Below are 15632 nucleotides of genomic sequence, written 5' to 3' on the forward strand. Positions count from 1 at the left end.
TTGTGAGTTGAAAAGAATATCTGCTTTTATACTTCTCGCACTGACTTTCGTGCTCACTTTGTCAGTCTTAAATCCTGAGCATTTATTTGCACAGGGGCAGAATACTGCACCTGTTGATAAAGGCGAAATCGTATGGACTGTGCGTGTAAGTTCATTTCTCAAAGCTGATAATGCATGGGATTTCATGTCTTATCTTGAGGGGCTTGGATATTCTCCTACTTTAATTAGATTATTTGATTCAAAAGGGCGTTTGTGGAGAGTTGTACAGACTGGAGACTATCCTACCAAAAGCCAAGCCAATGTAGCCGCACAGTTGTTTAAAAAAAGAGTAGGTCTCGATTCTCAGGTTAAATATATTTCGTTAGCATTGCTGAAAGAGAGAAAGGCTATATCTCGCAATACACCATTGCCGGAAAATCCTGTTGAAGTGGTCAATCGTCCAGTGTCTACGGGAACAGGGAGTGGGGTAAAAACAAAACTAGATTCAGATCCACTTCTTGGTAGTTCTGAGGATTTTTTTTATGAACTAGATCAGAAAGATGTACTTCGTGCAATTTCTAAAAGGCAACGTGATGTTATTTTGGCCAGGATCATGATCCGCAGGGGCTATGTTGATAAGGGATTAAAACTTTATGTAAAGCTGCTGAAATTATATCCTGATGATTTTGATCTCCGCGAAGAATATATCGGTGCTCTGCTTGATAACGAGGATTTTGAAAGGGCTGCCGCCTTGCTTAATTCATGGCTTGAAGATGATCCAATCTCTTCCAGGGCATTAAGAGAGCTGGCCCGTTTAAAAATTTTAACGGGAGATTATAACCAGCAACAGGCTACGCTTGGATATTTGTTGCGCTTAAGACCCGGTGATACTGATTCTATTTCTGAAAGTGCGTACGGAAGAGCTCAGGGTGGTGACTGGCTTGGCGCGATAACCAGTTTTTCAGAGCTTATCGACAAGGAACCGGATAATGTTGATGCCCGCATGTCACTTGAGGGACTGCTTATGCAGCGTAGGCCGCGTTTAGCTTTTGAACCCAGTGTTTATTTGCAGGCCAATGATACCATAACCACCACTATGGCAACTAGATTCTCCATGCAGCTTGATAAGTTAACACGGGGCGAAATTTATTACGGAAATACTCAGATTTATCGTCCAGCTGGTGATGGCATCGAAAAAGTAGATAAGGATGTCAATCAAGTTTCTTTTCTGTTCAAACGTGACCTTTCCAGAACATTTACCGGAGTGTTTGGCTTTGGCGCATATGATGGCACTGCTTCGGGCATATCTGCTGCTCTTGGATTTGATTGGCGGGTGCATGATTCCGGTGTCTTATCTGCAATAGTTGATTATAATAATCCATGGCTTGATGAGCCTTCTGCTGCAAATTATGAAGGGCGATATAACCAATTTTCAATGACTTATGATGGCTTCTATGATGATACATGGGGACTTTTCCTGAACGGGCAGATTCGTCAATACGTTGTTAACAGTGACAGACTTTACGGAACAAAAGGTATTTTCAATTTTATTCTGACCCGTAGACTTTTGGTTGATCCTGATATTTTTGTCTCGTATTCGTACTACCGTTCTCATTTCAAGTATGATGATGAGAACTATATCCCGTTCGACATAGTACAAAATGAAAGTATTCATACACTTAGTACAAGTTTCAGTAAGTCTTTGTGCGACACAGTATTTATTGAAGGATCAGGCGGAGTGCGGGCAGACGAGTTTAAGACCAGTTTAAGTTATTTTGGAGGACCTTCACTTCGTTTGAAACTTGGCCGGTTTGAATTTGATACGGGCTATGAATACAGCAGTGATTCCGGTTTGGCCGGGGGCGGTGAAACCCAGTTAATTCGTGGAGGTTTAAGCTATGTATTTTAGAGTGCTTCATGCCTATTTATTGAATCTTGCAACCTGTTCCATAAAAGGCGTTTTTAATGTTTAAGCTTCATGCTGCAGCAAAAAGGAAAAATCTTTCGAAATATTATGAGGTTCTGCTTGGACTTATGGGTCTGACAGTTGTGAATCTGATTTTTTTTCGTGCTGATCCTGGTTTTCTAAATATTGCGCCGCATCCTTACTGGATTGTTATTTTACTTACGGCCGTACGTTATGGATTTGGCGGAGGCTTGTTTGCCGGTTCTTTTTCCGCAGTAGTTTTTCTTGTTTTCAAAGCTGTTTCTATACCTGAATTATCCGTGGCTGATGTTAAATCACTTGCAATGTGGGGGAAGCCGGTACTTTTTTTTATAGTAGGAGTTGTTATCGGCGAAATGCGCCAGTTACAAATAAATGAGTATAATCTTGTCTGTGAAAATCGTGATGCTTTTAAGGACGCTTTCGATAAAATTAAAATCAAATTTGATGTATTAAGTGAGGCAAAGCAGGAAATAGATACCAGAATTATTTCACAGGAAAGCACTCTCGGAACATTATATGAAGCAGCACAGGGTCTTAGAACCCTTAGCATAGACAGTATTTATCCGGCTGTTCTTGAGATTTTGCGTGAGTTTATGGATGTAGATGATTGCTCAATTTATCTTCTCGAAGGGTCAGATTTTAAGCTGGATACCGCAATAAGACATGGGAAAGGCTACCTCCCGGATGTAGTGCCTCTTGGTGAAGGACTTATGAGTGTTGCTGCCGGTCAGAAAAAAGCTGTTTCAATCAGAGACATCGCCAGTACACAGGATATGCCTGGCGGGGTGCTTATTTCAGCTCCTATTCTGGCTGATAATCAGCGACATGTGGTAGGCGTTCTTAATGTTGAGAAAATGCCATTTCTCAAGTTTACAAGTGATTCAGTTCGTGTTGCCGGACTTGTGGCGGACTGGTGTGGCAGCAGTGTTGAGAATGCAACTGTTTTTGCCGAGACCAAAGGAAAGCTTATAGCAGATGATATTATTGATGCTTATACGTACGAATATTTTAAGAGACGGCTTAAAGAAGAATTTCTACGCGCACGTCGTTACGAACTTGATCTTTCATTAATACTGCTTGAGTTTCCGGGGCTTTCTAATGCTTCTGATGAGGGGCGTGAGGAAGTGCTGATGGCGTTCAGCATGATTCTCAAGAATCAGATAAGAGAGATAGATATCCTTTTTATAAGTGAAAAACCGGGATCATTTTTCTTGATACTGCCGACCACTTCGCCCGCAGGGGCGCGGGTTGTCGTTAACAACCTGCTTAATTCTTTTAAAGCGCTCAGCGTTATGGCTTTTGAAACCGACCAGAATCTTGTGGAACTTCGAGCTGGTGTATCTGGTTATACCATAGGCATGGAAGATCCAATGGATATGGTTAAAGCTGTTGAAGAGGATGTCGTAAGTGTACTTTTTGCGGAGTAGGGTAATCAGAACAGCCAGGCTTAAATTTGCCGGAGCTTTTATTGCAGCCTATTTATTGGAAGGCGCAGCTTTTATGATTTATCTGAATCGTGATGGGTTCCCATATTCTATTTATGCTATTCTAGGCGCGCATATTTTATCAGGTTTATCCTTTATACTTTTAACTACTTCAAAGCGAGGAGTACTGTCCGGAGTAGGATATTATTACCCTCGTATTGCGACGCTTTTTAGTATTTTTATGCCAGTCATAGGTCTTTTAGGAATTTCACTTACCCTGCTCATGTCACGTATATTTATGACGAGTCATGGTCTTGCTGAGGATTATAAGGAAAAAGCATATGAAGGTGGTGTTACTGATTTTGAAATGCCTTCTGATGTAACGGAATTTTTATATGATGAAGTTGATATTCACCCTATTGCGGATATTCTTGCCGGAGATGATATGGGGATGAAAAGGGGAGCGGTTAATCTCTTGAGGCGCATTGGCTCTGCTGAGGCGGTTAAGCTTCTTCGTAAATCTCTTTCCGATGAGAATGCTGAGGTCCGTTTTTATGCTCATACTGCACTCACACGGCTTGAGGAAGATTATGCTGAAACTTTAGAAAAAGCCCGTTTTAAAGTTGAACGATATGACAGTGCTCAGACTCATGCAGAGCTTGCTTCAACTTGTAGAATTTATGCTCAAAGTGGACTACCTGAAATAAATATGCGGGAACAGTCAATGGATGAAGCATGTACGCATTGGAAAATCGCCACTGAAAAAGATCCTGATAATATGAACTTTCGCCTTCGTCTTGCTGAGGTGTATACTGAAAACAGTCATTTTTTGAAGGCTCTAAAAATTTATAAGGATATGGTTCATTTTCCTGATTTTGAAATGGAGTCTCATCTTGGTATTTGCAGAGTTTTTTTTGAAATGGGTAATTATACAGCTTTGTTTCAGGAAATTGAAAAAATGAAATCTAAACCTGAAATAGACTCATCTGATCCGTTTAAGAAACAGATTTTCAATTTCTGGATTGCTGACAATTCACAGCAAGTAAGCATGCATGAATATTTTTCTGCTGATGAGGGGAGCATATGAGCAATAGTCAAAAGGCAGAGAAGGAATATGATGTATGCTTACTCCTTGAAGGAACATATCCTTTTGTAGCTGGTGGAGTATCCAGCTGGATTCATAATTTGATTAAAGGAATGCCTGAGCTGACTTTTACTTCAGTCTGCATTCTGGCTTCATCAAAAGAGAAAGCTGAGTATCGTTACGATGTCCCTGATAATTTTTTAGATCCTCAGGTTGTTTATCTTCATGATCCGATTGAAATTAAACGTAAACTATTTGGTGGTATTTCAAAAAAAAACATTGAAAAAATGCGTCTTTTTCACTCTGCCATGGATAATAACAATTTGAATATGATGAAAGAAATGGTGGAATTATTCAGGGATAACAAATTTCCTATTTCCGAACTTATGCACGGTAGAGAAGCATGGGATTTACTTGTTGAGAGGTATAATCCTGAAGAGAATAAAGATTCTTTTATTGATTATTTCTGGACTTTCAGGTTTACACATTTGCCAATATTCAAGATGTTGCAGCTTAATTTGCCCAAGGCTCGAGTTTATCACACAATTTCAACAGGCTATGCTGGACTGCTAGGAGTCATTGCACGGGTTATGACTGGGCGTCCTTTATTGCTTACTGAACACGGAATTTATGTGAAAGAGCGCAAAATTGAAATTTCTCAGGCAGAGTGGGTTTATCGTAAAGAAGATAAACGTATGCGTATTGATAGTAAGCTGGGAGCATTTCAGACATTTTGGATCAGTATGTTTGAGCAGCTTGGTAAACTTTGCTATGATTATTCATCTGCTATTTATACCCTTTATGAAGGGAACAGGCAGCTTGAAATTCTTGAGGGAGCAGATCCAAACAAGATTAGAATTATTCCAAACGGTATCAGTCTGGACAATTTTCTTGGGCTTAGGGATGAGCACCATGATTACTTGGGGCAGACAGAGTTTGCCATAGGATTTGTTGGGCGCGTTGTGCCTATTAAAGATGTTAAAACCTTCTTGCGGGCTATTAAAATTGTAGCTGCTAAAGTTGAAGGTCTTAAAGTTTATATTATGGGGCCTACAGAAGAAGATGAAGAGTATTATGAAGAATGCGTAAATCTTGTTAAGCTCTTGCATTTGGATAATATTATTGAGTTTACAGGTAAAGTGAAGGTAACAGATTATCTTCCTAATCTTGATCTCATAGTGCTGACCAGTATCAGTGAAGCACAGCCTTTAGTTATTATGGAAGCGAATTGCGCCGGAGTTCCGGCAGTTGCTTCAGATGTAGGGTCCTGCCGGGAACTTTTGGAAGGACGCACTGTAGCCGACCAGACTTTAGGACCATCAGGCATTGTAACTAAAGTAGCTGATCCTTTAAGTACCGGAGAGGCTATCTTGAAGATTTTGACAAGCCCAATTTTACGTCAGAAAATGTCACGAGCAGGAATTGAGAGGGTTAAAACTTTTTATAAAGAGTCTGACCTGAACAAAACCTATCTGAAGATTTATAAAGATTACGCAGCAATGGATGATCTGGAGTAACTCATGGCCGGAATTGGATTTGAACTGAGAAGGATGTTGCTTAAAGACAGTTATCTGGCAGAGATGTCAGCATATCTTTATGCTGCTATGGTTTCATCAGGACCGTGGTTGATGAGTGTACTGTGTCTTGCTGTTTTGGGACTATATTCTTATTCTGGATTTTCTCAGTTTGATCAGGATATTTTTAGAACGACAATTGTATATGTATATGCCTTTACGCTGATATACGTTGGCTATATCCAGTTGGTAGTGACTCGCTATCTGGCTGATAAATTTTATATGAAAGAGGAAAAGATAACTCTTACGGCTTTTTTTACCAGCTCTGTTATCGTTCTGGTGGCTGGAACAATTATCGGGGCAGGTGGTATTTATTTTTTTGAATTATCAATTACATACAAAATTATTGCAGTGGTCCTTTTTCTGATTGTAGCTATGATTTGGCTGGCTATGATTTTTCTGTCAGCAGTTAAAGATTTCAGATCAATTGTTCAGGCTTTTGCAGTAGGGACTTCAGTTAGTGTCGGCGGAGCCTTTTTTTTCTATCCTTTGATGGGGCTAGACGGTTATTTACTTGGTTACACTATAGGGCAGGCTGTTATTTTCTTCTGGCTGCTGGCAAGGCTTTTAGCTGAATTTCCTGCTGTTAAAGTCTGGGATTCAAGTATGTTGACTTATTTTATAAAATACTGGGAACTTGCGTTAATAGGTATGCTGTACAACCTTGCTATCTGGGTTGATAAGATAATGTTCTGGTTTGCACCTGACTCAAGGATGATTGTTCCATACCTGCGCACTCATGATATGTATGAAGGTCCTATCTTTTTTGCTTATCTGACAATTGTGCCAACTTTAGCTATTTTTCTGGTGAAGATAGAGACAAAATTCTATGAGCATTATCATAACTATTTTGCTAAGATAGTATCCAAAAAAGATCTTTTAAGTATCTTAGAAGAAAAAAAGGGCATGGTAAGAATGCTCAGGGAAAGCCTGCGTGAAGTCCTTATCGTACAAGGATCACTTACTTTGTTATGTTTGTTTATGGCTTCAGATTTTATCGATATTGTGGGACTTTCTCCTCTGCAGCGTCCTTTGCTGCAGATAGCACTTGTGGGATCGCTTATGCAGGTAATGTTATCGGTGGCTGTGATCATACTTTTTTATTTCGATTTGCGTAAGGAAGTCCTTGCTGTCACTTTAGTTTTTTTGCTTAGTAATGCTGGATTGACTTACCTTACTATGCAACTGGGCTTTACTTTTTATGGTTTCGGGTATTGCTATTCCTGTTTGATTTCACTGATGTTTGCTTATTATTTAGTGTCCAAAAGTGTCCGTGATTTAGAATACTTAACTTTTTCAAGCCAGTCTGTGGCCTAGAGCTAGTGGGAACAGATGTGATAAAAAAAACTTGTCTTGTAACTGGATGTGCCGGATTCATAGGTAGCCACCTGACTCAGACTTTACTTGATGCAGGGCATATGGTTGTAGGGGTAGATAATTTTTTTACCGGATATGCTCACAACATGGAGGGATTTAGGGATAATCCTCGGTTTTGTTTTCATGAAGCGTCCATCACTGATGATGGACTTCTTGAAAGGTTGAAGGGTGAGAACAGGGAGCTTGACGTAATTTTTCAATTAGCGGCAATAGTAAGTGTTCCATATTCTGTTGATCATCCTGAGCTAACCATGAAGGTTAATTATGAAGCCAATGAGCGGATTATTTCTTCTTCCCAGAAGCTTGGAATAAGTACATTCATATTTGCAGGATCAGCTGCTGAGTATGGAGAAGAGCATAGACTTCCGGTACGCGAGAAATATGCTGATGAAGCAACACAGCTCAGTCCGTACGGAGTTGCAAAGTATAAGACATCAAATCTGATAGAGAAATGTGGATATGGATGTTCCTTGCGATTTTTTAATGTTTTCGGACCACGTCAGGACCCGACCAGTCAGTACAGTGGTGTTATTTCAAAGTTCGTGGACTTCGGTCTTTCCGGCAAAAATATGATTATATTTGGTGATGGTGAACAGACTAGAGATTTTTTATATGTTTCGGATGTTGTTACATCATATCTTATTGCAGCAGGGTTAGATAACGATGGTCGAGGACCGTTGCTGGGAATATATAATGTGGGTACAGGAAACAGTATTTCAGTTTTGCAATTAGCTGAAACAGTCGCAAAATTAACTTCTGCTCCGCAGAATGTAGAATTCATGCCGGAACGTGCCGGAGATATTAAGCATTCCCTTGCTCATATTGGAAAAATATCAAAAGCTGGATTCAAAGCAGAAATTTCTTTTGAAGAAGGTCTTTCAAAAACTGTTGAATGGGCCAGATCTGAGATTTAATGATGTTCTAAATCGTAAAATGTTAAGGTTTCATAAATGAAAGAAGTAGATGGCACTAAGACTCTGAATCCGGAAATTAAAGATGCTGCTATTAGTTATGTCAAAAAACTTTTCAGCAAATCTGATAATACTGAGTTGACCAGGGCCTTGAAGAAGGAATCATTTAAAAGAATATATATGAAGATGGTTCTTGATCCTGATGAATTTCAGCCAAAACCACGCCCAGCCGATATCGAGCCATGGCATGGAAAAAAGCCGAGTGGGCCTCGTGACTTCTTAAAATCTAAAGTTATTCTTCCATCCTTGCCACAAGTCCTGCTTCAGATTCAGCAGGTACTGAATAATCCTGATAGTTCAGCCGATGATCTTGCTGATGTTATCAGTAAAGACCCAAAGCTGGTTGCAGCTATTCTGCGTCTTGCCAACAGTGCTCTGTTCAGCTTTCGTACTGAGGTAGATACTCCTTCCAGAGCGGTTGCTTTACTTGGATTTAAACAAGCTGGATCACTTGCTATGGGGACTGTATCTCTGAGTCTTTTTAAGCGTTCCAAAAGTTCTTCTATTTTGCAGGTTGAGAAATTCTGGAAACACTCAATTGCGTGCGGAGTTATTGCGCAGGAACTGGCAAAGATTGCTAATCTTGGAGATTCTGAGCGTTATTTTGTCGGAGGAATGCTCCACGATATCGGATTATATGTTATTTTTGAAAGCAACAAAGGGCTGGCATTAGAGCTTATGGAATTAGCAAAAGAGCATGATGAAAGTCTGTACGGAGCTGAACATGAATTACTCGGATTTAATCATGCAATACTTGGTGGTGTAATTATCAAAGATTGGAATTTCCCTCACTCACTTGTAGTTGCAGCTGCCGGGCATCATAATCCTGAAAAAGCTAAGAATGACCCCGATGCCGGTGTAGTGCACATTGCTGATTTTATATGCAGGGCTATTGGATATGATTTAGGCATTTCGCATATTCTTGGTCACATAGAGCCTGCTGCATGGGATATAATAGGTATTTCAGGTGATGAATTTATTGAGAAAATGCCTGAAATCCAGAGTATTATTGATAATATTTTTGAAATCTTGAATCCACAATAGTTCTAATTATAAAAAAAGGCCTGAACAGCAGTTCAGGCCGGATTGATTTTGAAAGATATTTTAAACCAGTTCAAATCCTGATCTAGCCCATGCTATAGCACCTCCAGCAAGAGAGCATACCTGTGTATAGCCATTATTTTGCAAGGCACTTCCTACTATATTGGAGCGGTAACCTGATCCGCACATAACAAGGATGGGATGATCCTTGTCCACATTGATTCCTTCATCAAGGGCTTTGGCAAATGGCTTATGAACAGCACTTTTTACGTGTCCATTATCCCATTCAGCCGGAGTTCGAACATCAAGCAGAGTAAATTCTTTCCCCTCTTTTATAGCTTGATGCAGATCTTGCGCTGATTTTTGGGCCAGACTTTCCACTTTATAACCGGCCATAAGCCATGCACTGATTCCTCCTTGGAGATAACCGAATATTTTATCATACCCTATTCGGTGCAGTTCAAGACACATGCGGTCATAGTTTTCTTTGGAGTTGACGACCAGAAGCAGATCCGCATCTGGTTCAACTGCCATGCCTACCCAGTTCGCGAGCTGTTTTTCAAGACCTATATTAATGCTGCCAGGAATATGGAAACCTCCGAATCCTGCAGCATCACGTACGTCAATAACTGTACAGCCGCTCTCAATCATCTGTTTGAATTTTTCAGGATTCATAGCCCGATCAAGAGGACATCGCTCAAGCAGCGGGGCACCTTCAAAATTGGTTTTGATAATATGAGTAAAAGATTTAGGCCGGCTGGGGAATGATTCCAAAACTTTTTCTTTGAACGCTGCAAAAGTATTGAATTGCAACATCGGGTTGTGGCGTCTTTCATATCCAAGAGTTGTGCTTGGCTTCGCACTCATACCCTTTCCGCAAAGCGATCCCTGACCATGAGCAGGGTATACTTCAAGATAGTCAGGAAGTTGAGCAAATTTAACATACAGGCTGTTGTAAAGATTTTCTACCTGCTCATCGAGAATTTCATTGCCGGGAAGATCCGGTCGACCGATATCTCCAACAAAGAGAAGATCACCTGTAAGTATCATCCAAGGTTCATCTCCGCGCATCATATCGGTGATAAGAATAGATATGGCATTGGGTGTGTGTCCGGGGGTGTATATGAAATCCAGTTTTGCACTGCCTACAGTGAAAGAATCTCCTTCCGATATAGGTGTGTGTTCATAGCCGACTTTAGCATTTTCGTGGATCATGAGTTCAGCGCCGGTAATTGATCTGAGCTCCTGTTCACCACCAACGTGGTCGGCGTGAACATGGGTATTGATAACCTTGATTATCTTCATCCCTTCCTCGCGAGAGATATCCAGATACTCCTGAACGTCTCTCTTGGGATCAACAATTATCATTTCTCCTGCTGCCGGGCAGCCGATAGCATATGAATAACATCCTAAACCTTCAGTTGTCAGTTGTTTGAAATACATTTTAAGCGTTCTCCTTAGGTGAAGTCTGCAATTATTAGTAAGAGGAAGATCATCATGGGACAATCACATATTATAGTTTAACTTTATTAACCCAGAAGTCATGTTTATTACAGAAACTGGTGGCGTAGAATGTTTTTCCTTTACTGTCGGCAGGAAGTTTGAACTTAGAAATAGCTTTTTTATCAGTATTGGAAAATGTTTTAGCCCCCACAACATTACCATCTTTATCAACTAAGGTATGGCGGACGATATAATGTTTTTCAGTCATCGGGTGTAGAGTCTGAACTACAACCTGATCACCTTTTACCTCTACCTGTGGAAGGTGGGATCCTACTTTTTTATTCCAAACACCGGGGTCCTTTTTGGTATATACAATGTTTGACGGGAACTTAAGACTCTTAGATGCCGCTGCATTCGTTACGGGCATGAGTGTTGCTGCCGCTGCTGCAACTGATAATGCAATGAAGTTTCTTCTGGAAGTCATTTTGTTCTCCTTTTTATTCTTCAGCTCAGCTCACATAATTGTGGTCTGTATGTATTAAATTTTACATTCTACTTTAGAAGAGTGCCTAATTTATTTGTAGTAAAATATCTTATAGAAACAGGTTTTCTGTCAATAATAATTACTAATATATTTAAAGCAAGATCTGATATATAAATAATGATCTATTATGAGAGTAAGAAACATATTAAAAATTTATGATCGTCTTGCAGTTAAGTTTCATAAATTTAAGAGGGCAGATCTGTTTCAATGATGGTATGTTCAATTTTCTCTAAAAGTTGTGCCTTACTGACTGGTTTAGTCATATATCCAGAACATCCAGCTTTCTTTACAGCTTTTTCAGTACCTTTTATTGCATGTGCTGTCAGAGCTATGATAGTCGTTCTATCCAATCCATTTTCTATTTCCCAGCTACGTATTTCTCTCGTAGTTTCGTAACCGTCCATGACAGGCATTTCAATATCCATAAATACAATATCAGGCTTCAGTTCATAAAATATTTTTAATCCTTCTTCACCATTTATAGCGGAGTATACAGTATGATTAGAATCCTGCAAATAGTGCTCGAAAAGAATTAGATTACTTTTATTGTCTTCAATTATGAGTACTTTTTTTGAATGACAACTTTGATTTTCAGCATACAGTTGATTGCCGTCAGTCAGAATGAAATTATCTTTTTTAACTGTAGCGGTGAAAGTAAAAATGCTTCCTTCGCCCAAGCTGCTTTTCACTAGTATGTCGCCGCCCATCATTTTACTAAGATTTTTGCTTATGGATAGTCCTAGTCCAGTTCCTTCATGTATACGGGTTACTGACTTGTCAGCCTGAGTAAAACTTTCAAATATTGCATTCTGCTGGCTTTCAGCAATCCCCGGTCCTGTATCTTCGACGGTAAAAATAAGTTCAATATGATTTTCTTGATGATTTTGAGCTGATTTTGCTTTTACGTACACGCCGCCGTCTGAGGTAAATTTAACAGCATTTCCTATTAGATTAAGTAATACCTGCTTCAACCGTAGTGGATCGCCAATAGCTCTGTCCGGAAAGTTCTGGTTAATGTCCAGTTCCAGTTTAATTCTTTTGTTTTTAGCTGCTATGCTGAAAACATTGAAAGCCTGTCTTAGCACCTCTTTCGGGGCAAAGCTGATATTTTCAAGTTCCACAAGACCTGCCTCAACTTTGGACATGTCCAGAATATCATTAAGGAGATTAAGCAGACCTTCGCCGGCATTGGCCAGTAATTTTATATAGCTGGCCTGATTTTTGTTTGGAGAAGAGTTTTTAAGCAGGTCTGTGGCTCCGAGAATTACATTCATCGGGGTACGAATTTCATGACTCATAACTGCTAGAAACTGGCTCTTTGAATTGTTGGCTGCAATTGCGTCCTTTTTGGATTTTTCGATTTTACGGGCAACAGTCCATCCAACTGCTCCAGTTAGAAATACTGCAATCAGGGCAATGAAAATACTTATGTCACGCGATTCTTTTATGTTTCCTAGATAGTCATCTTCAGGGATATATATACCGATAATCCATGGCCACTTATGGTCATTAAATGGCGTAAACATAGTACTGTATCGTTTGTCGTTATGAACAAAAGTTGTGAAAACCGGGGTTGTAGGCAGTTCTTCGGGAGGCAGCCTAAGACTCTCAAATGCAAGTCGGCTGATTGAATCATTTAATTCACTAATTTTACTTAACCTGATTTTATTACTGTTTTGAACAGTCTTTTTTAATTCATCAAGATCTGGAAACGCGACAACATCTCCACTGCTGTTGACTATAAATGCTTTACCATTTTGACCTATGGTCAGTTTGCTTAAAAAGATGGAGAGCTCTTCAAGGCTTATATCGACCCCAACTACTCCTTGAATAACTCCGTGTTTATCATATACAGGGCTGGCAGTTGTTATTCCCGGTTTTTTGCCGGTAAAAAAAAGATATGGGGCAGTCCAGATGACGGTGTTTTTTTCAATAGCATCTATAAACCAAGGCCGAGCACGTGGATCATAGCTGTCTTTCGCATCCACTTTGGATTCGATAATTTTCTGATCCGGAGTAAGCCATGAAAGTGTACATTCTCTTTTGCCGTCAGCAAATTGTATTTGTTTAGTATAAAAACCGTTTTCAACTTTGGCATTTGACTTTGATGCCATGTAAAATTCGCCTTTGATATTTCCATAGTAAATACTTGTAAATTGACCATATAAAGTTATTTGCTGGTAAAAATAATTGATCATGGATTGTGGGTCTTCACTGCTCACTATATTGCTGTCGGCAAGGAACCGGGTTAACTCAGCAGCTTTCTCAGCAGGCCGTAGATAATTTTCTGATTTATCGAGTGTATATGAGGAAATATTAACCATGATCTCGTGGGCCAGTCCGGTTAGAGCATTTCGTGATGTTATCGAGATCGGAATTATAATGATGGTCATGAATATAAAGGTAAGTGTTATGAAGCAGATGGTAAGCCACCATTTCTTTAAAAAATTCATACCTTCATGATCCTTTATGGTTAATATTAATCAATTATGTAAAAATAATACCTATTTTAAAAACAGATATGTACCAATGGAAAATCGTAATTTATTCTATTTAACTTAGCAGAAAATATACATGTTCAACAAGATAATATGTTCATGTTGTTGTGCAAAAAAGAAGGCCGGTTTTGATTCTGCAAAATCAAAACCGGCCTTGAAGTTGAATGGTTGTAAACTTTTAAAATCCTGCACTGCTTTCAACTCGCGATTCTCTATATCCTAGTCTGTCGCTGCGTTTTTTATATGAGTATATGGCAGCCAGTAAGCTATTTACCAGAATGATTATTCCAATTACAGGAGATGACCAATTTATATCAAGCCACCAGTCTCCGGCTTGATCATAGATTACAGATATGAAAATTCCGGGCCAGTCGCGTGACATGCCCATGTACTGGTATAATAAAACAGGGGTGGCACCAAGATAGGTAATTGCACCGAAACTTACGAAAAAGTGTCTTAGTATATTTTTTAGCATCTGCATCAAGCTCCGTAGAAGTTCCAACCGATTAGGAGGGCTGTAATTAATATTACTTCCAGCACAGTAAGTTTAAACATAAAGCTGCATATTCTGCGTTGTGCGGGGTTCATCGTCAGCATTATTTTATCCATAAAAAAGCGCCAGAATTTGTGCTTAAAGGAATTTGACTCATGCAGCCTGTAATATTCTCGCAGACTGGGAAGCCAATATTTAATTGTCTCTTCAGCATCGGTCTGAGTAAATTCTACATCTTTGATTTGTGAAAAATCATAGCTCAGGGCGGTATTATTACCGCCGTCTTTCATACGGGCAGAAATGCGTAACCCAGTTTCTGGAAAAAAAGCATTGAAAGTGTTGCCAGTAAATGCAAGTTCCGGGTGAGATATAAATTTTTTATTAACAAGCAGATCTTCAACCGGAGTGCCGGAATCCGTATTTTTATCAATATGCCAATGCGGATTTAAACGCATTAATGTTTTTGCTTTTATGGATTTCCAGAATTGAGGGTTCCAATTAAGATTGGTGTCCATCCATATTGGAGATGTAATCTCTTTTGCTGCTGTGTTCATGGGGCCACCACCATGGGACATGGCATATAAGGGTGCAGTTTTTTGTTTTCAAAACGGTCTCGAAAGCCCGGAGCCTGCTGTTTTTGCCAAGCTCCCATTATGACCATATCTGCTTTCAGTTCTGATGCCGTTTTGGCAAGCGACTCTTCAAGCTTGCCACCACGACTGATGAAATTTACTTCCAATCCGTCGAGCTCCTTTTTTAACCTTTCCCACACTGTTCCGATTTCTTTGGCAATCTCCCCTGCAACGTAGGAACCGAATTTATTTCTGGTGTCGGAGGTGTTGAGCCAGTCATCACAGGTCATATCGCCCCATGCCTCATTGATAATTGAAAGAACTGTTATTCTTGCTCCGAATGTTTCCGCCCATTGAGCAGCCAGTTTTTCAGCTTTTTGGGCACCCGGAGTTCCGTGGGTGGCGAGAAGTATGTGTTTCATGACGGTTTCTCTGTGTTTATTTCATTTGGCGCAAGGAGCTTGAGAGCATCCTTACGCCAAATGAAAGGGGAGTGGGTTATATTAAGCCAGCCATTTGGTAAAAAGCAGGACAAAGAATGTCACTACGATAACCAGAGCAAGAGCTGTAAGGTCTTCATTTTTTTCTGATGCGAATACAGACAGTGCGCGTTCTTCGTTGTCTGCCTGATCATCCTCAAGATGCATGTCGCATTGTACTTTATCTGGACTTTCAATCATTTAA

The 15632-nt window shown here is 39.8% G+C and carries 14 protein-coding genes; 7 read left to right on the forward strand and 7 right to left on the reverse strand.

What is annotated here, in order from left to right; all coding sequences use genetic code 11:
• The first annotated feature begins 7 nt into the window (after positions 1–7).
• The 7 genes from H589_RS0111100 to H589_RS0111130 are packed head-to-tail and all read left to right on the forward strand — an operon-like array spanning position 8 to position 9401.
• Entirely contained in the window at positions 8–1888 is a 1881-nt protein-coding gene (locus H589_RS0111100) for an SPOR domain-containing protein (protein ID WP_245577131.1), read from the forward strand.
• Positions 1889–1944: 56 nt separating this feature from the next.
• Complete coding sequence (locus tag H589_RS0111105) at positions 1945–3354, forward strand: GAF domain-containing protein (RefSeq protein WP_027722075.1); 1410 nt, start codon at positions 1945–1947, stop codon at positions 3352–3354.
• A complete protein-coding gene (locus H589_RS0111110) occupies positions 3335–4438 on the forward strand; it encodes a HEAT repeat domain-containing protein (RefSeq protein WP_027722076.1) in 1104 nt (367 codons plus the stop codon). The genes H589_RS0111105 and H589_RS0111110 overlap by 20 nt, the downstream gene beginning before the upstream one ends.
• Positions 4435–5952: a GT4 family glycosyltransferase PelF gene (gene pelF, locus H589_RS0111115; protein ID WP_027722077.1), complete on the forward strand. Its 1518-nt coding sequence runs from the start codon at positions 4435–4437 to the stop codon at positions 5950–5952. The genes H589_RS0111110 and pelF overlap by 4 nt, the downstream gene beginning before the upstream one ends.
• Positions 5953–5955: 3 nt before the next feature.
• Positions 5956–7326 (forward strand): exopolysaccharide Pel transporter PelG, encoded by a 1371-nt coding sequence (gene pelG, locus H589_RS0111120; RefSeq protein WP_027722078.1) that lies wholly within the window; start codon positions 5956–5958, stop codon positions 7324–7326.
• Between the two features lie 17 nt (positions 7327–7343).
• Positions 7344–8300 carry an NAD-dependent epimerase/dehydratase family protein gene (locus H589_RS0111125; protein WP_027722079.1) on the forward strand — a complete coding sequence of 319 codons (957 nt, stop codon included), beginning with the start codon at positions 7344–7346 and terminating at the stop codon, positions 8298–8300.
• Between the two features lie 36 nt (positions 8301–8336).
• A complete protein-coding gene (locus H589_RS0111130) occupies positions 8337–9401 on the forward strand; it encodes an HDOD domain-containing protein (protein ID WP_027722080.1) in 1065 nt (354 codons plus the stop codon).
• A gap of 60 nt (positions 9402–9461) precedes the next feature.
• On the opposite strand, the gene H589_RS0111135 is transcribed toward H589_RS0111130, so the two are convergent.
• The 7 genes from H589_RS0111135 to H589_RS20925 form a co-directional block, all read right to left on the reverse strand.
• The gene (locus H589_RS0111135; protein ID WP_027722081.1) at positions 9462–10841 is read right to left on the reverse strand and encodes an MBL fold metallo-hydrolase; all 1380 of its coding nucleotides are present in this window, start codon (positions 10839–10841) and stop codon (positions 9462–9464) included.
• Positions 10842–10911: 70 nt separating this feature from the next.
• Positions 10912–11325, reverse strand: coding sequence for a desulfoferrodoxin family protein (locus tag H589_RS0111140; protein ID WP_027722082.1), 414 nt, complete (start codon positions 11323–11325; stop codon positions 10912–10914).
• Positions 11326–11570: 245 nt separating this feature from the next.
• Positions 11571–13838 (reverse strand): ATP-binding protein, encoded by a 2268-nt coding sequence (locus H589_RS0111145; protein WP_027722083.1) that lies wholly within the window; start codon positions 13836–13838, stop codon positions 11571–11573.
• Positions 13839–14061: 223 nt separating this feature from the next.
• Entirely contained in the window at positions 14062–14358 is a 297-nt protein-coding gene (locus tag H589_RS0111150) for a hypothetical protein (protein ID WP_027722084.1), read from the reverse strand.
• A gap of 5 nt (positions 14359–14363) precedes the next feature.
• The gene (locus tag H589_RS0111155) at positions 14364–14930 is read right to left on the reverse strand and encodes a hypothetical protein (protein ID WP_245577132.1); all 567 of its coding nucleotides are present in this window, start codon (positions 14928–14930) and stop codon (positions 14364–14366) included.
• Entirely contained in the window at positions 14927–15370 is a 444-nt protein-coding gene (locus H589_RS0111160) for a universal stress protein (RefSeq protein WP_027722086.1), read from the reverse strand. The genes H589_RS0111155 and H589_RS0111160 overlap by 4 nt, the downstream gene beginning before the upstream one ends.
• Before the next feature lie 81 nt (positions 15371–15451).
• The gene (locus tag H589_RS20925; protein ID WP_169433117.1) at positions 15452–15628 is read right to left on the reverse strand and encodes a hypothetical protein; all 177 of its coding nucleotides are present in this window, start codon (positions 15626–15628) and stop codon (positions 15452–15454) included.
• Positions 15629–15632: the final 4 nt, after the last annotated feature.

Source organism: Maridesulfovibrio zosterae DSM 11974, assembly GCF_000425265.1.
Taxonomy (GTDB): domain Bacteria; phylum Desulfobacterota; class Desulfovibrionia; order Desulfovibrionales; family Desulfovibrionaceae; genus Maridesulfovibrio; species Maridesulfovibrio zosterae.